The following is a 19,690-nucleotide window of genomic DNA, read 5'->3' on the forward strand; positions in this document are numbered from 1 at the left end:
ATCCCGGGTCTCGAGTGATCGCCGGCGGGCGACGCGAGATCGATTGTGGGCCGAAGGTGAGATCCGGTCAATTCGCTACCGTTCGATGCTTTAAGGGTTAACGGGGCATTGCCGAGCCGCTATCGTGACTGGCGGCGTGGTCCAGGGGAGCGGGGAGTTACAGGTGAACGCGATGACGACGGCGGGTAAGCGCCTGCTGACCGGTCTGCTCGGCGTGGCCGCCGCGGCCGTGCTGGCGTCGGGCGTGTGGCCGACCGCGGTCGGCCCGTCCGGCCTGGACCTGGGGTACGGCCTGTCGCGGGCATTTGGGCCGCAGCCGGTGCCGTCGGTGGAGGTACTGCCGGGAGCTGGGTTCGCCGAACGGCAGCAGTCTTCCGGGTACGACTACCCCCAATTGTTCACCTGGACGGAAACGTCCGACGGCACCCGGGATGCGGCGACCGGGCTACCGCCGGTGGAGCTGTTCACTCCGTCGATGGGCCTCTCCATCCTGGGGCCGAGTTGGGCCGACCGGATCGGCCTGGCCGGGCCGCGGCTCGCCACCCAGGGGCTGATCTTGTGGGTGCTCTGGTTGCTGTGGCGCATAGTGCGAACGGTTCCGCAGGTGTTCACCCCCGCCAACACGCGCCGGCTGGTCCACATCGGCCTCATCGTGGCGATTGGCGGCAGCGGCGTTCAGCTACTCAGCTTCGCAGCTCACCAGGCGATCGTCGCCCGCTCCGCAGCCGCCGGCATCCTGGAGGTCGTCTTCTCGTTCTCCTTGACGCCGCTGATAGTCGGCACGCTCGTTCTCCTACTCGCCGCCGCCCTTCGGCAGGGAGTGCGGCTACGAACGGAACTCGACGCGTTGGCGTCGAGGTCCGGGCAGGCGGCGCGCTGATTGCCGAGCGCGTCGTGCGGGGATGCGGAAACCCCTGACGGCGGCGAGGCGGGGATCAATGACGGCGGGGAGGCGGGGTAACTAACCCTCGTCGTGCGGCTCACCGAACCGCACCCGATACCACTTGCGCAGCACGAGCGAGCAGAGAAACAGCCCAGCTGCGGCGAGGAGGAGCCAGCCCGAGTGCCGGCCCGCCGAATGAGGATCGCGGATAATTTCGTCGAGGAGGACGATCAGACCACTGACGGCGGCGAGGCTGGCGAGGAATGCGGCGAGCACACCCCCGAGGGTGATGACCCCCTCCGCCCAACTGCGCATGCTCCACCCCCCGAAACAGCGATCGTATGCCGTGGCTTCCACCAACCGGCCGGGGAAGCCCAGGCCGCGTACGGCGGCTACACCTACTGACCGGCAGCGGGACAACAACCGCGGGTTCAGCGAACTTACCTCACAAGTTCATCAATATCCATCTTGTTTAATATCGAGGCCGACGATAGCTTTACGCCCCATGAAGTCCACTATGTCGTCGTTCCGTCGGGTTGGTGCCGTCGCCGCAGCCGGCGCACTGGTCGCCAGCGGACTCCTGGGAGCACCCACCCAGGCCGCACCCGCCGCATCCGCCTCCCCCGAAACCGCCACCAACCTCGCCGAACGCCTCGGCGACCGCACCGCCGGCATCTACGCCGACCACAACGGCACCATGATCATCACAGTCACCGACGAGGAAACCGCCCGCCAGGTACGCGCCGAAGGCGCCACCCCAAAACTCGTCACCCGCAGCGCCGCACAACTCCGAGCCGCCACCGCCGAACTACAACAATCCGCAAGCATCCCCGGCACCGCCTGGTGGACCGACCCCACCACCAACCAGGTCATCCTCTCCATCGACAGCACCATCACCGGCGACAAACTCACCCAAGTCAAAGCAGCAGCCGCCCGCACCAACGGCGCCGTCCGCATCGAAGCCCATAACGGCACCCTCAGCACCGACGTCATCGGCGGCGAAAAGATCTGGAACCAGAAATACCGCTGCAGCCTGGGCTTCAATGTGAAGGACGACAACGACTACTACTTCCTCACCGCCGGGCACTGCATCACCGGGACCGAAAACTGGTACGCGGACTCCAGCAGGACAGACCTGATGGGAGCCGCGATCCACAAGAGCTGGCCGGGAGACGACTACGGCATCGTCCGCTACGAAGAAGGAAAGCACGGCTACGGCCACGTCAAGGTCGACGACAGCTGGCGGGATATCACCGCCCGCGGCTACGCCTGGGTCGGCCAGGACGTCACCCGCACCGGCTCCACCACCGGGACACACAGCGGCACAGTGCTCGCTGTTGACGGCACGGCCAACTATCCGGAAGGCCCTGTCTACGACCTGATCGTCACCGACATCTGCTCCGCCTCGGGCGACAGCGGCGGCGCTGTCTTCGCTGACAACTTCGCACTTGGAATCCACTCCGGCGGCCTGGGTGGCGGCTGCCCCAACGACAACGCCCGCGGCTTCCACCAGTCGGTGGTGGAGGCCCTGGACGCGTACGACGCCTGGGTCTACTGACCCACCAGCAGGACGGCGGGCCGCCAGCACTACCGGCGGCCCGCCGTCAGCCCTCGACTCGGATGCCGGCCGCCTGGGCCAGGCCGTACGAAAGGCTGATCAGATCTTCGTGGTCCACCACGGCGCCCCGCCAGCTGGAGAAGTCGCCGACACCGTCCAGGGTGCAGCCCCGAAACCGGGTGCCCTCCATCGAGGCGTGATGGAACACCGCACCGGTCAGGTCGCAGCTCCGAAACGTCGCACCCCGCAGGTCCGCGTTGGTGAAGTCAGCGCCCTGAAGGTTGCAGTCCTCGAACCACACCGCGTCGAAGGTCGTCATCCGCCACGCCGACAGGTCCACACGGCACCCCACCAGCGTCACATCCCGCAGTACGCCGTCCGCCACCGTCACGCCGGTCAACCTGCACTGCTCCAGCCGCACCCGGGCCAGCTCTCCGCCGTCGGCGCGCAGATTCGCCCAGCTGGAATCCGTCACCAGGCAGTCGGTCACCACCACCTGATCGAGCCGGCACTCGGAGAGGTCCGCCCCACGGAACCGGCACTGCCGGAAGGTCACCGTGGCGGCATCCTGGCCGGCCAGCCGCACCCGGTAGAGCGCCTGGCGTTCCAGCGTCGACTCCGGCTCCAGCTCCGTCGCCTCGCAGAGGCTGACCTCGGGCGGCGGGACCGGGCTACGGGGTTCTCGCTGCTTCCGCGAGCCGGTGGCACGTCGCGGCGCAGAGGATCGGGCAGGCACACCCACACCCTAGGACCTGGCTGTGACCGTACGGCCGACGTGTCGCGCACCGACATGGGGCGCTGGCGCGACTAAACTCGGTGCTCGAACAAACGTGCCAATCCGGGGGTGCAGGTGTCGAACAATCCCGTAAACCTGAACTGGGTCTTCCGGCCCGATCGCGCCGACCAGGGCCGAATCGCCGAGCATGCCGGTAAGCCGATTCACGCCGTGCAGCGGCGCGCCGACGATGGGAGCCGGGTGGAGGTTGTCCTCGTTGACGGCGCCCGGGTGCAGGCGTACCGACATGAGGTCGTGCTCGGCTGACCGACAACCGGGGCTCGCGGTCTGCCACCGCGGGCCTCACCCCGGGGCCGTTCCGGCCGACCGTCGGAATGGCCCCCAGGCGACGAAGCGTTCGAATAGTTCGCGGGGGTTTGGTCCGTCGTGGGGGTTGAGGTGGTAGAGGTCGTGCATGGCTTCGTAGCAGAGTCCGGCGAGGTAGATCGATAGGCTCGACTGTCGGGNGTCGTATTCGGCTTTGAGGAGGAGGCGGGCTTCGGCGCAGGGCCAGGGGTGGCCGCAGGCGCGGCAGGTCCAGGTGGGTCGTAGGGGTGTGTGGGGTGGTTGGTTTCTGGTGCGGTGGCGTGGGTGTTGGGGGTGGGGGCCGAGTCGTGGTTGGGGGAGGTGGTGGTGGTTCACCAGCGGCCTCCGTTTGCGCGCCACTGTTGGGCGGGGGTGAGCCAGCCGACGCGTCCGGGTTGGGGTTCGGCGAGGGTGGGTTGGGTCATCCACGCCGGCAGGTTGACCGGCAGGCTCGCTGGCCGGGTTGGTGGCCGATTTGGTGGCCGGTTCGCTGGCCGGTTTGGTGGTGGTGCCGCGGGGCGGTACGGGGCGTTCGATCGGTGCGCCCCGATTGGCGGCTTGTTCCTCCGGCGGCGGCTGAACCAACGGATCTTCACAACTACCTCCTGGTGTCCTTTGGACAGGGCCCCACCCGCTTGCCGAATGCGGGCGGGGCCCTGGGCAGGACCCATCCCAGCTACGCTCGGCGAAGAACAGGTCCGCATGAGTGACAGTCTCGATAGGACCGGCCTGGTTTCGATACCTGCTCACGCTGATCGGGCAGATCTTGGCCCTGATTGGGCGGCGATGGGCAGCCGTGAGGAGACGCGCGAAAAACCGAGCAGAAAGTGGGCAGCGATGGGCAGTGTCATGGACTACGTGCTGATGGAGCTTCGCTTACTTCGCCAAACCCTGGCCCTCAGCCAGGAGGATTTCGGCCGCAGCATCGGCTACTCGGCCTCGCACGTGAGCGCCGTCGAGACCGGCGGGCGTCCACTCACGCCGGACTACGCGGTTGCGGTCGACCGGGCCCACGACCCCGCGTTCCGAGAGGGCCAGGACGGCCGAGTCGGCCGAATGCTCCGGCAACTCGCCAAGGCCGACCCGGAATGGTTGCGCGAGTGGATCGAGTGCGAGCAGGAGGCGACCCTACTCCGCTGGTACGAGCCGGCGTGGGTGCCCGGCCTGCTACAGACGGAGGCATACGCGCGGGCAACCCTGTCGCACAACCTGCTCTACACCGATGACATTGAGCAGCGGGTGTTTTCCCGACTCGGACGGCAAGCGATTCTCTCCGGTGACCAGCCCGTCCAACTCGTGGCGGTCATCGACGTGATGGTGCTCCGCCGGCCGGTGGTCGGCCAGCCAGGCGTGCTGGCCGAGCAGGTCGCCCACCTGGTGAAGATGGCGGAGCTACCGCACGTGCAGATCCTCGTGGTGCCCGACGAGGCCGGCATCTACCCTGGACTACAGGGCGGCTTCATCCTGGCCACTCTCGGCGACGGCTCGATGGTGACCCACCTCGATCACCAGGTGCGCGCGCAGGTGGTGAACGGAGCCGATGACCTTGCTACCCTCCAGCGAACGTGGGAGGCGGTCCGGGGTGAGGCCCTCCCCCGCAGGCAGTCCCTCGACCTGATCAAAAAGGCGGCGCAGACATGGACATGACTGGTGCCCGGTGGCACAAATCAACGCGGTCCGGCTCCAACGGCGGGTCGTGCGTCGAGGTGGCCGACAACCTGCCCAGCGTCGTGCTCGTGCGCGACACCAAGGACCGGGATGGCGGCACCCTCCAGTTCCACCCGACGGTGTGGCAGACCTTCGTCGACTTCGCCAAGCGACACTGACCAGCACCACGGAAGGCCCGGCTCCCCCTACGGAGACCGGGCCTTTTCCGGGTCTACTGCCGTTAACGACGGACCCCAACCCGGTCAGTGATCCGCGCCTCGCGCATGGCACAGCCCTTACTGAATTCCAGCGGGGAACCGACGGGCTGAACATCGGCGACCCGCACACGCTGGACCGGCTCGCGGAGGAGTTGGGCGTAACATCCGACGACGCAGGAGTCGAGCAACAAGTACGCGAAGGCCTGCGCCTGGTTCGGGAGGCGGGGGCCACCAGTGTGCCGATCGTCCGCTTCACCGACGACCGGACCTTCGTGGGTGAACAGCCTGAGGAGGTCTACTGGAACGCCATCCAGGCGACGGCCAGGCCGGGGGCCGCTCCGGAGCCGGCTGCCAACGGGGTGGAGAACAGTAAGGTGCCCTGGGTGTCCAGCCACATTCAGCAGTACCTGGCCACCGGCGGCGAGGTGGGCCACGACTATTACGGGTACCCGTCGCTGCTGCTGACGTACAAGGGACGGCGCAGTGGCAAGCTCTACCGCACCGCCCTCATCTACGGCCGCGACGGTGACAGCTTCGTGGTGGCCGGTTCAAACGGAGCCAAGCCCTCGATGACGGGCATCTTCCCGCAGTACCTCGAATACGAGAAGCAGACCACCCGCGAGATCCCGGTCGTCGTCCTGGACCCTCGTCAGGACTGAGCGCGGGGTGCAGGCCGCGCCCCCATGGATCACCGGCTCCCGGATCTGCCCCGGCGTCCGCTGAAGATCTATCGACATGACTCCAGCGTGCAAGTTTGACACCGCGTCAAGGTCAAGCCCGAAACCACCCGCGTTTCGCTACCGACCGCACCACCTCGCCGGTCGACTGGATGTGACCCCGCCACTACTGCGGCCCAGGCGTCCCAAACTCCCACACACAAGGTGAGCTAGCACCCAGGCGGACATCGTAATGCCCACCCCGATCATAAGTACGAACCGAAAGCTTGTAGCCATCGTCGGTTCGGACGAAGTAGCGGTGCTGGTTGCTAGAATTCTCGTCGATAAATGCCGTGTAGCCCCTGCGCTCCCAGAACTCGGAAAGGATCGACAAAACATCGGTCTCCGACCACGTGCCGGAGACGGGCGGGATAACCTGAGCGCTTCGCTCCGAGAACACCGGCCCGGTGGAAAGATCGCACGGGACACCATCCAAGTTCGGACGTCTATCGATAGTAGCGTCGGAAGGCAACTGGGCGATCGCCTCCTGCAGAATCTCCTCAACTCGTTCAGCCGCTTGCGCAAGCGTCTCGGTAGGTTGCATAGCGCTATCCTTTCCCAAACAGCCAGCCGTCGTAAATGCGATCAAGACAGCCGCGGTCAGCACGGCACCTACCCGCCGATAAGCCATGTCAGTTCACCTTTTATCCAGCTTGACCGGTGACAATCTCTGCAATATTTGTGCGCGCAGGATTATTTTCTTCCCAGTAGGCGGAGTGGGTGCCGGTCATATCAGAGAAGCTACCCGGGTCACTGCGGAAGACCCGCGCCCCGAAGTCAGCCTCACTGGGATCCTTGCCGTGCGTGGAACCCCAGTCCGGCACCAAACCAATAATGTCGTGCTTGGCCGTGGTGGCCCAGACCTGCTCGGGGCGCAGGCCAGCCAACTCGGAAACGTGACCAACGCCAACACCCGGCGAACCGACGAACACCACAGCATCAGCATCGAAGTCAGAGTCCCGAGCAGCGTGGCCGATAACCGTAGAGCCATAACTATGACCAAGCACCGTGTTGCGCGACGGGCTCTCCGCATCGTGAGTAGCCCGCAGCCCACTCTGGAACCTGTCTAGGACCGGACCGCCGCCCTCGGCGTATGATTCTCCACCAGCATCAGAAATCGCGTCCGGCGCGTCGTAGCCATACCAGTAGACCACCGACGTCTTCTCACCCCCCGCCGCCCAAGCGGCGTCCTGGGCCATGGCGTCCATACGCTTCAGCCCGCCACCGGCACTGGAAAGTTGCTCGCCAGTGCCCGGCACGTAGGTGAGCACATTCTCGGCGGTGTCCGGGTTGCCGACCGAGACGATCGCCCGACCGTCCCCGTCGCTGGAGAACCCGATGAGGTACGCCTCCGGCAGATTCGGATCGTTCAACCGGGAGGTAATCGCGTCGATGCCCCGCAGCTTACTGGCCAGCTCAGCACGCCCGCGCTCGAGCAATAGCCTCGTATCGGCCGGCAGTAGTTCGTGATCGTAAGGATGCTCATTAGCAGCGCGAAACGCCTGTTGCAATAGATAACTCTGACGCTCCAACACCATACGGTTGGCCACATCCCGATCAGAGATCGGAATGCCGTCCAGCTGCCCGACCAGGTCCGGGAACTCCCGCAACGCCTGCTCCTGCTGCAACGGAGTCAACGACTCCCACCACGCATTAACCTCAGCCGGGCTCCGCCCCGCCTGCGCCTCCAACACCCCACGAGAAACCCCGTCGAGCCGGCCCGTCCCGAAACCCACCCGCGGCGACGGCACATTAACCGCGATGGCATTAGCAGTCGCATCATCCTGCGCCCGCGCGTACTCCACCACCGTCGGCAAATACTGAAGCACCGACTCGGTAGCCCGACTGGCACGATCCAAACCACCAGCCATATCGGCCGACGGCGGCGGCGCCGTCGCCCCCGTCACCATGTCCACCTGATAACCAGCCACCCGCGCCGAAGCGACAATATCCTCCGCCTGCCGCCGCAACCCCACCATCGCGTACGCATGCTGCTCCAACGCATCCGCGACCCGCTTCGCCGGGTTGTACGCGTTACTCACCTCAGCCCGCAACGTCTCGCCCTTGCCCACCGCAGCCGCCGAAGCCCGACCGTCCGGCCACACATGAACAAGATCCCGGCTCCCCCGGATCAGCTGCTCAGCGGCATCGTCGATCCCCTGCGCAAGCCGACCCCACACCTGCGCCGACTCATGCCACGGATCCGGCCGGAAATCGAGCACATCCCGCAACGTCAGATCACTCACCGCGGTAGCACCCCCGAGCGCCGCAACCCATCAGCGTTCACCTCATCCGCGGCCCGATACTCCCGCGCCGAAGCACTCAAATCCGCACCGAAGCCATCCAACTCCTCCACCAGCCGGCGCAGCTCCGCCAGCCACGCCTTCTCCGCCCCCTGCGCCGCGACCACCGCAGCCGAACCCGGCGGAGACGACGGCGCCAACCCGGCGCCAGCCACCCGCACCGACTCCCGCAACATCGCCGCCGTCGCCTCCACCTGCGCCCCCACACTCTCCAGGGCGTCCACATCAACCGCGAATCCCGGATGCATCAGCACCTCCCCCTCGTGCGACCCCGCACAGTATCGAAGGTTCGCCACCTTGGATGTAACAGCACACCTCGCGATGGATCACCCAGAGTGACCGTGAGTGCAAGAGTTCGGCCGCGGGCTCAGGGCTTGCGCTTCTCCACTCGGGTCCATCCGGTCCAGCCACGCTCGGCGAGCAACTCGGCCAGCCGGGCGACGACGGGGTGGGTACCAAAGGAGAACGAATCCAGCAACCGGACGAACGCCTGGTCCGGCATCATCTCGTCGTGCTGGTCCAGCATCCCGCTCGCCGCCGCCTCCTCGTACAGTTCGCTCAGCAGGTCCGCGATCGCGCGCAGTAGATCGTCGTTGTCCGGCTCAACCTCGAGCCGGCTGAGGAGCTGGTAGAACCGGCGGACCTCCGGGTCGGCGAGCTGGGCCACCTTGTCGGCGATGATCTCCGTGATCGTCTCCGGGAAGCGCGCGGCCATCAGGATCCACGCGTCGCGCTCCTTCTCGACGAGCACCGGCGGTACGCCGATGCCCCGGAGGCGTTCCAGGTAGTCGGCCACCTCCTCGGGGACCGCCAGCGACTCGACGGAGCCCAGCTGCGCGACCCGCCGCCGGTGCTCCTGGAGGGTGCGGATCCGCGCCCGCAGCTCCCGGTCGACCTCGATCCTCGCGGCGGCGAACGTCTCCGGGTCGGCATCGAGCAGCTCCCGGACCCGGGCCAGCGGGACGCCGGCCTCGGCGAGGGTCCGGATCCGGATCAGGCGCAGCACCGCGGCGGCGTCGTAGCTCCGGTAGCCGGAGGCGTCGCGTTCCGGCTCCGGCAGGAGCCCGATCTGGTGGTAGTGCCGCACCGCACGGATGGAAACCCCGGCGTAGGAGGCCAGCCGCCCGATCGTCAGCATGGCTACCTCCCCGCCGGGTCCCAACGTCACCTGACCTTGCGATGGTAGACGGCCCTGGCTACGACGTACGCGACCGCGAGCAGGCCGACGCACCAGGCGAGAGCGATCCACAGGTCGGCGCCGACCTGCTGCTGCGCCAACAGACCGCGGACCGTGTCGATGATGGAAGTGACTGGCTGGTTCTCGGCGAAGGCGCGTACCGGGCCGGGCATGCTCTCGGTGGGCACGAACGCCGAGCTGATGAACGGCAGGAAGATGAGTGGATAGGAGAAGGCGCTCGCCCCCTCCACAGACGTCGCGGTCAGACCGGGGATAACGGCCAGCCAGGTCAGAGCCAGGGTGAACAGCAGTATGATCCCCGCGACCGCCAACCAGGCCAGCACGCCCGCCCCGGAGCGGAACCCCATCGCGAGGGCGACCAGCACCACCACCACCAGCGAGATCAGGTTGGCGACCAGCGAGGTCAGCACATGCGCCCACAGTACGGCCGAGCGGGCGATCGGCATGGACTGGAACCGTTCGAAAATGCCGCCCTTCATGTCCAGGAAGAGCCGGTACGCGGTGTAGGAGATGCCCGACGCCACGGTGATGAGCAGGATGCCGGGGAGCAGGTAGTTCACATAGTTGTCCGAGCCGGCCTCGACCGCACCGCCCAAGACGTAGACGAAGAGCAGCATGAGAACGATCGGCGTGATCGCGGTCGTGATGATGGTGTCCGGGCTGCGGGCGATGTGGCGCAGGGAACGCTGGGTCAGGGCGGTGGTGTCGCTCAAGAAGTTGCCAGTCATCGGGGGTCCTTAGCTGCTCGTACCGGTGCGGTGGATGCGGTCGGCACGGCGGTGTCCCCGCCGCCGACGATTGCCAGGAAAATGTCCTCCAGGGACGGCTGCTTCTCGACGTACTCCACGGTCGCGGGCGGGAACAGCCGCCGCAGTTCAGCGAGCGTGCCGTTGGCGATGATGCGCCCCTCGTGCAGGACCGCGATCCGGTCCGCGAGCTGCTCGGCCTCGTCCAGATACTGGGTGGTGAGCAGCACCGTCGTACCCTGGCCGGCGAGTTCCCGGACGGCCTGCCACACCTCCAGCCGCGCCTGCGGGTCCAGCCCGGTCGTCGGCTCATCGAGGAAAATCACCGGCGGTTTCCCCACCAGACTCATCGCGAGGTCAAGGCGACGACGCATCCCACCCGAGTACGTCGCCACCCGGCGGTTCGCCGCGTCGGTGAGGGCGAAGCGGGCCAGCAGGTCATCCGCGACCCGACCCGGCTCCCGCTGCTGCCGCAACCGGGCGACCAGCACCAGATTCTCCCGCCCGCTGAGAACCTCGTCGACCGCGGCGAACTGCCCGGTCAGGCTGATCGACGCACGCACCTTTCCCGCCTGCGCGGCAACGTCGAAGCCGTTCACGGTGGCCGCGCCGGCATCCGAGCGCAGCAGCGTGGACAGGATCCGTACCACCGTGGTCTTGCCCGCACCGTTGGAGCCGAGCAGCGCGAAGACACTGCCCGGCGCGACGTCGAAGTCGACGCCGCGTAGCACCTGCAGCTCCTGGAAGGACTTGTGTAGGCCGCGTACCTGGATCGCCGGCTCCCGGCTCTGCCCCGGTACCTGCTGAAGATCTATCGACATGACCCCAGCGTGCAGGGTTGACGCTGCGTCAAGGTCAAGCCCGAAACCACCCGCGTTTCGCTACGACCACACCACCTCATCGGTCAACAGAGCCTTCTCCAAGCTGATCTTGCAGCTCAGGACGGGTGCGGTGGGCCCGGGGAACGACCAAGCCGCAGCTAAGGAAGGCGAACCATAGAAGGGATTATCAATGCAAACGTTACCCAGAAAACCAGAATAAAACCTATATGACGACGCCAGGGCACTACTGACTCCACATCAAGCCCCCCGTCACCGCCAACCCCCTTAGCGCGAATCTTTTCTATCTTGCGCACGGCCCGACGGGCTCCAGGGTAGCCCAGAAACTGCCCAATCATTGAGGCTTGGAAAGCAAAACTAAAGACTTTCTCCCCGTTGGTCAGTTCAACGAACAGACCTTGATCGGCGGAAAGCGCCTTGACTTTGCGCCAAGGAATACGGGAAATCCTATCGGGATTGGCTACGACCAGCCCGGACGAGGTAGCCCGAACATAAGGAAACAGGGTAAAAATTGAGACGAGGTAACAGATAGGAGTGAAGAATGTCGCGACACCCAGCAACGTGCTCCAACTGTTCTCTGAATTGAGGCTAAACATCACCACCATGAATCCGCACAGCAGGCAGACAAAGAATCCGCCAGTCCAGGTAATCCAGCCCCTCATGCGGAATCACCTTCACCAGTTATCAGCGCCATTGGTAGCACCCCACATACCCTGCGTTGTTCCGGAGCCATTGAGGGTAGCAAACGGGTCGAAGGCGTTGATCTCCTCTTTCACGTCAATGCCGGTTTCGTCCGGATGGACGGCAATAGTCCCGCCGGCTTTTTTCATTGGATACTTGCCTGATCTTCGCGCGCCGCACGAAATTATCGAATTCTAGACGTTTCATGCACTCGAAATCTCAATCAGGTTGTGCCAGAAGACCCCGGGATGCTCCCGCCAGCGCACCCCGGCCACGGCCGCATCTCCACCCGCCCCCCGGCGCTCACGTCCGCGCCCAGCTTCGGATCAGAAGTCGTCGTCGAAGGTAACGCTCCCGCTGACGCCCATCTGGTACGCCGACACCCGCCGCTCGAAGAAGTTCGACAACTCCTGTACGTCCTGCAACTCCATGAAGGCGAACGGATTCTGGCTGCCGTACATCGGGGCGATCCCCAGCGTGACCAGCCGCCGGTCCGCGACGTGCTGGAGGTACTCCCGCATGTCGGTCAGGGACAGCCCGGACACCCCCTGCTCGAGCAGGTCCGCGGCGAACTGGACCTCGCAGTCGACCGCCTCCGCCATCATCTCCCTGACCTGCTGCTCCAGGTCGGCGTCGAAGAGGTCCGGCTCCTCGGCGCGGGCGGTCTCCACCACGTCGAAGGCGAAGGCCATGTGCATGGACTCGTCCCGGAACACCCAGTTGGTGCCGGACGCGAGACCGTTGAGCAGACCCCGGGAGCGGAGGAAGTAGACGTAGGCGAAGGCGCCGTAGAAGAACAGGCCCTCGATGCAGGCGGCGAAGCAGATCAGGTTGAGCAGAAACGCCCGCCGGTCCGCCCGGGTCCGCAGCTCCCGCAGCTCGAAGATCGAGTCGATCCACCGGAAGCAGAACTCGGCCTTGCGCGCGATCGAGGGGATGTTCTCCACCGCCGCGAACGCCGCGAACCGCTCCTTCTCCTCCGGCACGTAGGTGTCCAGCAGGTTCAGGTAGAACTGGACGTGCACCGCCTCCTCGAAGAGCTGCCGGGACAGGTAGAGCCGGCCCTCCGGGGAGTTGACATGCTGGTAGAGGTTGAGCACCAGGTTGTTGGCGACGATCGTGTCGCCGGTGGCGAAGAACGCGACCAGCCGGGACACCAGGTGCCGCTCGGCCGGGGAGAGCTTCGCCAGGTCGGCGAGGTCGGAGTGCAGGTCCACCTCCTCCACCGTCCAGGTGTTCTTGATCGCCTCCTTGAACCGGTCGAAGAAGTGCGGGTACCGCATCGGGCGCAGGGTCAGATCCATCCCGGGGTCGAGCAGCAGCTGCCGCCCGCCACCAGTCCCGGCGGTCACGGTACGGGTCTCGGCGGTCGCGGTACGGGTCTCGGCGTCGGTGGTCATTGGCATGCCTCGCAGCTTTCGGGGTTTTCCAGGGAGCAGGCCAGCGCCTCGGCGTCGGCCCCGGCGGAGCTCGACGGGGTCGGGGTGACGGCGACGGTGGCCTGCTGGATCCGCGTCGCGGGACGGGACCGCAGGTAGTAGGTGGTCTTCAGCCCGGACTTCCAGGCGTACAGGTACATCGAGGAGAGCTTGCCGATCGTCGGCGCGGCCAGGAACAGGTTCAGCGACTGCGACTGGTCGATGTACGGGGCCCGGGCCGCCGCCAGGTCGATCAGCGCCCGCTGCGGCAGCTCCCACGCCGTCCGGAACAGTTCCCGCACCTCGGCGGGGAGCTCGGCGATGCCCTGCACCGACCCCTCCGCCCGCTTGATCTCGTCCCGGATCGGGGCCGTCCACAACCCGCGCGCCTTCAGCTCACCGACCAGGTAGGTGTTGACCTGGAGGAACTCGCCGGACATCGTTTCGCGCTTGAACAGGTTGGACACCTGCGGCTCGATGCACTCGTAGCAGCCGGCGATCGAGGCGATCGTCGCGGTCGGGGCGATCGCCACCAGCAGCGAGTTCCGCAGACCGTGCTCCGCGACCCGCGCCTTCAGCTCGGCCCACCGCTTCGGCTGCGCCGGCTCGGCCCCCCACAGCTCCGGGTGCAGCTCGCCCCGGGCGGCGCGGGTGTCCGCGTACGCGGGATGCGGGCCGAACCGCTCGGCGAGCCCGGCGGAGGTCTCCAGGGCGGTCAGGAAGATCTCCTCCTGCACCCGGGTGGACAGCTCCCGCGCCTCAGCCGAGTCGAACGGCAGCCGCAGCGTGAAGAAGGCGTCCTGCAGCCCCATCAGCCCGAGCCCGACCGGCCGCCAACGCGGATTGGAGGCCGCCGCCTGCTCGGCCGGGTAGTAGTTGATGTCGATCACGCGGTCGAGGAAGACCATCGCGGTACGGACGGTCTCCCGCAGCTTCGCCCAGTCCACCCCCTCGGCGCTGACGTGGGCGCCCAAGTTGACCGAGCCCAGGTTGCAGACCGCGGTCTCGGCGTCGTTGTTGACCTCAAGGATCTCGGTGCAGAGATTCGACAGGTGAATCGTGTTGCCGGGCGCCCCGGTCTGGTTGGACAGCGCGTTCGAGCGGTCCTTGAAGGTCATCCACCCGTTGCCGGTCTGCGCCAGGGTGCGCATCATCCGCCCGTACAGGTCCCGCGCCTTGACGGTACGGACCGCCTTCTTCTCCGCGACCCGGTAGGCGGCGTCGAACTCCGCGCCGTACAGGTCGGGCAGCTCCGGCGCGTCGGACGGGTCCACCAGCGACCAGTCGCCGTCCGCCTCGACCCGGCGCATGAACTCGTCCGGCAGCCAGTTGGCCAGGTTCAGGTTGTGCGTACGCCGGGCGTCCTCGCCGGTGTTGTCCCGCAGCTCCAGGAACTCCTCGATGTCGGGGTGCCAGGGCTCCAGGTAGACGCAGGCCGCGCCCTTACGCCGGCCGCCCTGGTTGACCGCGGCGACGCCGGCGTCGAGGGTCTTCAGGAACGGCACGATGCCGTTCGACCGGCCGTTCGTTCCCCGGATCAGCGCGCCCCGGCCCCGCACCCGCGACCAGGCGATGCCGATGCCGCCGGAGAACTTCGACAGCTTCGCGACCTGGTGGTACCGCTGGTAGATGGAGTCCAGCTCGTCGCGCGGCGAGTCGACCAGGAAACACGACGACATCTGGGTGTGCCGGGTACCGGAGTTGAACAACGTCGGTGAGCTGGGCAGGTACGCCAGCGACGACATCAGCCGGTAGAACCCGATCGCCTCGGCCGGCGTCCGCGACAGCCCGCAGGCCACCCGCAGCAGCCAGTACTGCGGGGTCTCCACCACCAGCCGCGACTGCGGGTGCCGCAGCAGGTAGCGGTCCGCGACCGTACGCAGCCCGAAGTACTCGAACCGCAGGTCACCGGCGGGGTCCACCGCATCGTCCAGCTTGCGGGCGTTGCGGGACACGAAGGCGGCGGTGTCGTCGCTGATCAGCCCGAGGCCGTGGGCGTACCGGATGGACTGGCTGAAGCTCGCGACCTGCTGCCCCCGGACCTCCTTGTCCACGTACGCGGCCAGCAGTCGCGCCGCCAGCCTCGAATACTGCGGCTCCTCGCCGATCAGCTCCGCCGCCGTCTGGATCGACAGCCGGTCCAGCTCGGCCGTGGTCGCCCCGTCGTACAGGCCGCTGATCGTCTTGGTCGCCACCCGCAGCGGGTCCACCTCGTTCAGGTCGCCGACCCACCGCTCCACCGCGCGGACAATCTTGTTGACGTCCACCGGCTCGGTGTCGCCGTTGCGCTTGCGGACCTCCATCACCTGCCGCCGCTGCTGCTGCGCCGCACCGGCCGGACCGTCCGTGGCGCGTTCCCGCGTCGCCGTCGTCTCCCCGGCCGGACCGTCCGTGGCACGTTCCCGCGTCGCCGTCATCTCCCCCTCCTCCGCCTGCCGACAAGGTCGACGAACGCGCAGGGGGACACCACAATCATTCGCCCGGTGGCTGACCACACCGGGCGGCTGCGGGTGTCGGCCGTCCCGCGCGGCCGCCAACCGCCGCACGCGACGCGTGCGGCGCGCTGGCAGGTCTTCGGACTCGCGGGCACGCCCGGGGGACCCGGTCGCCTACTGGCCGTCGCTTCCCAGGCTTCGATCAGCCCAGTGCGTGATGACGGCGGTCGTTCCCACTCACCGCTGCGGGGCAGTCCCGGATTTCCACCGGGTTCCCTCTTGCCTCGACCACTCCCGGTGGGAGCGCCGAACCAGCTGCGGGAGACACCATATATGCCTCCCCCATCCGGGATGCAACACCAGATGTCGTGTCGGCGTGTCAGCGGCTGAGAAACTGCCCCAAGGCGCGCACCCAGGCGTCCCGGTCTTCCAGGTGGACGTCGTGCCCGGCGCCGGCAACAACCACCCGCTCGACATCCGGACGCAGGGACACCATGCGCCGCACCTCCGCGGCGGGGATGATCCCGTGCTCGCCAAACACCAGCAGGGTGGGGGCCTGCACCCGCTGCCACTCGGCCCAGCAGGCCCGGTCGGCGACGGCCGCGATAGCCTCCCGCATCACCCCGCCTTGAATCGCGGCCAGAGCCCGTCCGGACGCCGGTCCAGGTCCCGCAGCCAGGCCTGGGCCACCGGGGTGTCGCCCAGAAACTCGGCGGCCTGGCGAACATCGGCGAACGGCACCGGCCACGAGGCGAAGAAGGCACCCAGCTCGGCCGGGTAGTCCCCCCGCTCCTCGCGGCCCCCGACCCCGCCCTCCAGCAGCACCAGCCGACGCACCAGCTCGGGATACTCGGCGGCGAAGAGCAGCGCGGTGTGCCCACCCATCGACTGACCCACGACCGTCACCGGCACCCCGCCGGCGAGCTCCGCGACGACGGCGAGCACATCCTCGACGTACGCCCGGCGGGAGAGATCCTGCGGCCGCCGGGTCGAGTGGCCGTGCCCGCGCTGATCCACCACGATCACGCGGTGCTCCGGTAGCAGCGCCTCCGCCGTCGGCACCAACTCCGCCGCGCTGCCGGCCAGCCCGTGCAACAGCACAACCACCTCGTCGCCGGAGCCGCCAACGAGGCAGGACACCGCCACCTCGTCCCGATGAACCGTCACCCGCCGCACCGTACGAACTCCCTCACCCTGGCGACCCGGAAACCGCCGCAACCCTACTCAGGCCGGCTTTTGGTTCTCAATGGACTTAAGCAGGGCGTGGTGCGTCGGCTCGTCGGCAGCCACAACCAGACCACCCAGCCCGGAGTGGGGCGGCCGTCCATCGATTCCGGAGACCACGCAACCCGCCGCCTCGCAGAGAGCGATCCCGGCCGCGAAGTGCACGCTGTCCCGCAACTCGTGGCCGTCGGTGACGTAGCCGGCGCGGCGGCCGGCGGCGACCCAGGTCACGGCCAGGGTGGTGGAGAGCACCCGGGGGCGAAACCGGGCGGTGAAGCCGGCATCAGTCAGGATCCGAGCGGCTTGGAACACCTCCCTGTTGGGAAACGGCGGATCCAGGTTGAGGTCCACCAGCGCGGAGTCGGCCGAGGGAACGAGCCGCTCGTCCGTACCGCCCCGGCGGATGTGAGCGGCGGTGCCGTCGGTCCAGAACACCTCGTCGTTGAAGGGGTCAGCCGCGGCGGCCACCACTGGCTGCGTACCGGCCTGCAGCGCCACATTGACCGCGACCAGCATGCTGCGCACCGCGTAGTTCAACGTCCCGCACAACGGGTCAACCAGCCATCGACGTCCGCTGTCGCCAGCGCCGGTGCGCCCGCTTTCCTCCCCCACCAGGAGGTCATCCGGGCGCGCCGCGCGGAGGATGTCCAGGATCGCCTTTTCCGCCGCGAGGTCGGCCGCGGTGGCGAAGTCTCCGGCACCCTTCGAAAACCGGGCCAGTGTGGATCCATAGTGGTCGCGGACGACCGTGGCTCCCGCCGACGCCGCCTCGATCGCCACCGCCTGATCTGTGCTCGACATACCCGACACCATAGGTACGCGTCGAGCGCTCACCGTTCGGCCGGGTCCGTGCGGAAAACCAGCACCGCGGCGGCGATCAGCGGGCACGCCGCCACCGGGCATTCCGCCTGCGTGTCCCGGTTTGGCTACGAGCTCGGGGCCGCCCACGTTCTCCGGACGCTACGACCGCATCCACCGCACGCGGAGATGCGATCGTGGTCCGGGCGGGGCGTAGCTGAAGCTGAACGAGGCCGCGGACGGCCCAACCCAGCAGTGGGAAAAGGACCAGTGTCGCGAGCATTGCGTGCACCGCCCAGGCACCCAGCAGGGTAGGACCGCCCCACGCGTCGTAGTAGGTGCTGGCCCAGATGCTGCCCTCGTGGCCGCCCAGACCGAGCACCTGCCGCAGCGGGTAGCCGACGTTGATCAGCATGATGCCGGCGAGCACCACGGTGAGAGCGGTGGTCACCAGTGCGAGAGGTAGGGCAAGAATCGAGGCCACGAAACGGCGGCCCTTCAGCGTTCTCATTGCTGAGGGCACCGTCGTAGTGGCCGTGGCCAGCCGACGCCACATGTCCGGCCCGTACCTCTGCTCGACGTAGCGGCGTAGCGCTGCTGTCACTCGGCTCTGCATGCTGAGTTATCTTTCGCCGCGTCGCGACCCAGAGCATCCGGACTGTCCCCTATTTCTCCCTGACCGACCCGGATGCCACGGACCTGCGCCGAACCCGTCGCATTCATGGCCACCACCGTGATCGACGCCCCGTAAGGCGTGTTTCAGACTGTCTGGTGGGAGAGAACCGACTGGAGGGCCTTGATCAGGCCCGTCGTCCTGGGGTCCGGGGCCATGGTGACGCGCAGCCCGTTCGTCACGTACCCGAAGGCGATCCCGCTGGCCGGGTCGGCGTAGCCGAGTGAGCCGCCGTGCCCGGGGAAGCCGAAGGCGGTCGGTGACCACCAGGGCTGCTCCGGCAGGGGCAGGCCGAAGCCGAGCGCCGGCCGGGTCGGCACCCGCAGCACCTGGTCAACACCGTTGGCCTGTTCGCGGGTGGCGGCGGCGAGGGTGGCCGGGTCGAGGATCCGGACGCCGTCCACCTCGCCGATCAGTCCCGCGTAGAAGCGGGCCAGGGACGAGGCGGTGCAGATGCCGTTCACCGCGGGGATCTCCGCCGCCCAGGTACGCGGGTCGGTGAGGTTGAGCGGCGGGTCGGTCACCGCCATCGACCGGACCACCAGCGACGTCGGGTCGGTGTACGCGGCCAGCGCCTCCTGTAGCGCCGCCGGCATCGGCTCGGGGGCGGCGGGCGGGGCGACCGGCTGCTCGGTGATCCGGGCGACCCGGTGCGCCTCGGTGGCGGGCAGGCCGATCCAGAAGTCCAGGCCGAGTGGGGTGGCGATCTCGTCGGCGAAGTAGGTGCCGAGGCTGCGGCCGGAGACGCGGCGTACCACCTCGCCAACCAGCCAGCCGTAGGTGAGCCCGTGGTAGCCGTGCGCTGTCCCCGGCGGCCAGGCGGGTGCCTGGGCGGCCAGGGCGGCGACGACCGGCTCCCCGGTGAGCGCCGCCGTCAGCGGGACCGGACGGTCGAGCACCGGCAGCCCCGCCTGGTGGGAGAGGAGCCAGCGGACCGGGATGCCGCCCTTGCCGGCCGCCGCGAACTCCGGCCAGTACGCGGCCACGGGGGCGGCCAGGTCGAGCTGCCCGCGCTGGGCCAGCAGGTGCACGCAGGCGGCAGGTGCGCTCTTGGTGGCCGAGTAGACAAGTTGGAGGGTGTCCTCCTGCCACGCCCGCTCGGTGGCAGGATCGGCGACCCCGTCCCAGAGTCGGACCACCTCCCGGCCGTGCCGGTAGACGCTGAGGGCGGCGCCGATCTCGGAGCCGGTGTCGAAGTTCGCCTGGAATGCCGCTCGGACCGGTTCGTATCCCGGCGCGACGGTGCCATGTGCCACGGGCATGGATTCCCTC

The 19,690-nt window shown here is 67.7% G+C and carries 22 protein-coding genes, 1 pseudogene and 1 riboswitch; of the genes and pseudogenes, 6 read left to right on the forward strand and 17 right to left on the reverse strand.

Going from position 1 to position 19,690, the window contains the following annotated elements; genetic code table 11:
- The first annotated feature begins 172 nt into the window (after window positions 1–172).
- Window positions 173–880: a DUF2975 domain-containing protein gene (locus SALPAC2_RS0115530; protein WP_018217562.1), complete on the forward strand. Its 708-nt coding sequence runs from the start codon at window positions 173–175 to the stop codon at window positions 878–880.
- Between the two features lie 81 nt (window positions 881–961).
- Here SALPAC2_RS0115530 and SALPAC2_RS0115535 read toward each other — a convergent pair whose 3' ends face one another.
- Entirely contained in the window at window positions 962–1,198 is a 237-nt protein-coding gene (locus SALPAC2_RS0115535) for a hypothetical protein (protein WP_018217563.1), read from the reverse strand.
- Window positions 1,199–1,388: 190 nt separating this feature from the next.
- Between SALPAC2_RS0115535 and SALPAC2_RS0115540 the strand changes: the two genes are divergently transcribed.
- Entirely contained in the window at window positions 1,389–2,441 is a 1,053-nt protein-coding gene (locus SALPAC2_RS0115540) for a S1 family peptidase (protein WP_026184769.1), read from the forward strand.
- 46 nt (window positions 2,442–2,487) lie between these two features.
- Here SALPAC2_RS0115540 and SALPAC2_RS0115545 read toward each other — a convergent pair whose 3' ends face one another.
- The gene (locus SALPAC2_RS0115545) at window positions 2,488–3,183 is read right to left on the reverse strand and encodes a pentapeptide repeat-containing protein (RefSeq protein WP_018217565.1); all 696 of its coding nucleotides are present in this window, start codon (window positions 3,181–3,183) and stop codon (window positions 2,488–2,490) included.
- Window positions 3,184–3,285: 102 nt separating this feature from the next.
- Between SALPAC2_RS0115545 and SALPAC2_RS0115550 the strand changes: the two genes are divergently transcribed.
- The gene (locus tag SALPAC2_RS0115550; RefSeq protein ID WP_018217566.1) at window positions 3,286–3,483 is read left to right on the forward strand and encodes a hypothetical protein; all 198 of its coding nucleotides are present in this window, start codon (window positions 3,286–3,288) and stop codon (window positions 3,481–3,483) included.
- 36 nt (window positions 3,484–3,519) lie between these two features.
- On the opposite strand, the gene SALPAC2_RS27960 is transcribed toward SALPAC2_RS0115550, so the two are convergent.
- Entirely contained in the window at window positions 3,520–3,858 is a 339-nt protein-coding gene (locus SALPAC2_RS27960; RefSeq protein WP_080636932.1) for a hypothetical protein, read from the reverse strand.
- Between the two features lie 501 nt (window positions 3,859–4,359).
- Here SALPAC2_RS27960 and SALPAC2_RS0115555 point away from each other — a divergent pair.
- The 3 genes from SALPAC2_RS0115555 to SALPAC2_RS24905 all read left to right on the forward strand — a co-directional run bounded on the left by SALPAC2_RS0115555 (window position 4,360) and on the right by SALPAC2_RS24905 (window position 6,046).
- A complete protein-coding gene (locus tag SALPAC2_RS0115555; protein WP_018217567.1) occupies window positions 4,360–5,169 on the forward strand; it encodes a helix-turn-helix domain-containing protein in 810 nt (269 codons plus the stop codon).
- Window positions 5,166–5,348 carry a DUF397 domain-containing protein gene (locus SALPAC2_RS0115560; protein WP_026184770.1) on the forward strand — a complete coding sequence of 61 codons (183 nt, stop codon included), beginning with the start codon at window positions 5,166–5,168 and terminating at the stop codon, window positions 5,346–5,348. The genes SALPAC2_RS0115555 and SALPAC2_RS0115560 overlap by 4 nt, the downstream gene beginning before the upstream one ends.
- A gap of 347 nt (window positions 5,349–5,695) precedes the next feature.
- Window positions 5,696–6,046 carry a nitroreductase/quinone reductase family protein gene (locus SALPAC2_RS24905; protein WP_050563187.1) on the forward strand — a complete coding sequence of 117 codons (351 nt, stop codon included), beginning with the start codon at window positions 5,696–5,698 and terminating at the stop codon, window positions 6,044–6,046.
- 184 nt (window positions 6,047–6,230) lie between these two features.
- Here SALPAC2_RS24905 and SALPAC2_RS0115570 read toward each other — a convergent pair whose 3' ends face one another.
- The 14 genes and pseudogenes from SALPAC2_RS0115570 to SALPAC2_RS0115625 form a co-directional block, all read right to left on the reverse strand.
- The gene (locus tag SALPAC2_RS0115570; RefSeq protein ID WP_026184771.1) at window positions 6,231–6,734 is read right to left on the reverse strand and encodes a hypothetical protein; all 504 of its coding nucleotides are present in this window, start codon (window positions 6,732–6,734) and stop codon (window positions 6,231–6,233) included.
- A gap of 13 nt (window positions 6,735–6,747) precedes the next feature.
- Window positions 6,748–8,349, reverse strand: coding sequence for an alpha/beta hydrolase (locus tag SALPAC2_RS0115575; RefSeq protein WP_026184772.1), 1,602 nt, complete (start codon window positions 8,347–8,349; stop codon window positions 6,748–6,750).
- Entirely contained in the window at window positions 8,346–8,660 is a 315-nt protein-coding gene (locus SALPAC2_RS0115580; RefSeq protein WP_018217571.1) for a WXG100 family type VII secretion target, read from the reverse strand. Before SALPAC2_RS0115580 ends, SALPAC2_RS0115575 begins: the two co-directional genes overlap by 4 nt.
- 113 nt (window positions 8,661–8,773) lie before the next feature.
- The gene (locus tag SALPAC2_RS0115585; RefSeq protein WP_018217572.1) at window positions 8,774–9,544 is read right to left on the reverse strand and encodes a MerR family transcriptional regulator; all 771 of its coding nucleotides are present in this window, start codon (window positions 9,542–9,544) and stop codon (window positions 8,774–8,776) included.
- A gap of 26 nt (window positions 9,545–9,570) precedes the next feature.
- Window positions 9,571–10,332 (reverse strand): ABC transporter permease, encoded by a 762-nt coding sequence (locus SALPAC2_RS0115590; RefSeq protein WP_018217573.1) that lies wholly within the window; start codon window positions 10,330–10,332, stop codon window positions 9,571–9,573.
- Window positions 10,329–11,171, reverse strand: a complete 843-nt coding sequence (locus SALPAC2_RS0115595) for an ABC transporter ATP-binding protein (protein ID WP_018217574.1) — start codon at window positions 11,169–11,171, stop codon at window positions 10,329–10,331. The genes SALPAC2_RS0115590 and SALPAC2_RS0115595 overlap by 4 nt, the downstream gene beginning before the upstream one ends.
- A gap of 158 nt (window positions 11,172–11,329) precedes the next feature.
- A complete protein-coding gene (locus tag SALPAC2_RS27340) occupies window positions 11,330–11,851 on the reverse strand; it encodes a hypothetical protein (RefSeq protein WP_162561351.1) in 522 nt (173 codons plus the stop codon).
- A 12-nt stretch (window positions 11,852–11,863) separates the two neighbouring features.
- Window positions 11,864–12,019 (reverse strand): hypothetical protein, encoded by a 156-nt coding sequence (locus SALPAC2_RS27345; protein WP_162561353.1) that lies wholly within the window; start codon window positions 12,017–12,019, stop codon window positions 11,864–11,866.
- Window positions 12,020–12,196: 177 nt separating this feature from the next.
- Window positions 12,197–13,270, reverse strand: a complete 1,074-nt coding sequence (locus tag SALPAC2_RS0115600; protein ID WP_018217575.1) for a ribonucleotide-diphosphate reductase subunit beta — start codon at window positions 13,268–13,270, stop codon at window positions 12,197–12,199.
- On the reverse strand, window positions 13,267–15,705 hold the full coding sequence (locus SALPAC2_RS0115605) for a ribonucleoside-diphosphate reductase subunit alpha (protein ID WP_018217576.1): 2,439 nt from the start codon (window positions 15,703–15,705) through the stop codon (window positions 13,267–13,269). The genes SALPAC2_RS0115600 and SALPAC2_RS0115605 overlap by 4 nt, the downstream gene beginning before the upstream one ends.
- A gap of 131 nt (window positions 15,706–15,836) precedes the next feature.
- Window positions 15,837–16,054, reverse strand: a riboswitch (cobalamin riboswitch).
- A 48-nt stretch (window positions 16,055–16,102) separates the two neighbouring features.
- Window positions 16,103–16,899 (reverse strand): annotated as a pseudogene (locus SALPAC2_RS24910) (alpha/beta fold hydrolase).
- A 48-nt stretch (window positions 16,900–16,947) separates the two neighbouring features.
- Window positions 16,948–17,748 (reverse strand): inositol monophosphatase family protein, encoded by an 801-nt coding sequence (locus SALPAC2_RS0115615; RefSeq protein WP_018217577.1) that lies wholly within the window; start codon window positions 17,746–17,748, stop codon window positions 16,948–16,950.
- Between the two features lie 76 nt (window positions 17,749–17,824).
- Window positions 17,825–18,361, reverse strand: coding sequence for a hypothetical protein (locus SALPAC2_RS0115620; protein ID WP_223874138.1), 537 nt, complete (start codon window positions 18,359–18,361; stop codon window positions 17,825–17,827).
- 143 nt (window positions 18,362–18,504) lie between these two features.
- Window positions 18,505–19,680: a serine hydrolase domain-containing protein gene (locus SALPAC2_RS0115625; RefSeq protein ID WP_018217579.1), complete on the reverse strand. Its 1,176-nt coding sequence runs from the start codon at window positions 19,678–19,680 to the stop codon at window positions 18,505–18,507.
- Between the last annotated feature and the right edge of the window lie 10 nt (window positions 19,681–19,690).

Origin of the sequence: Salinispora vitiensis, from assembly GCF_000378825.1 — a bacterium.
GTDB lineage: Bacteria > Actinomycetota > Actinomycetes > Mycobacteriales > Micromonosporaceae > Micromonospora > Micromonospora vitiensis.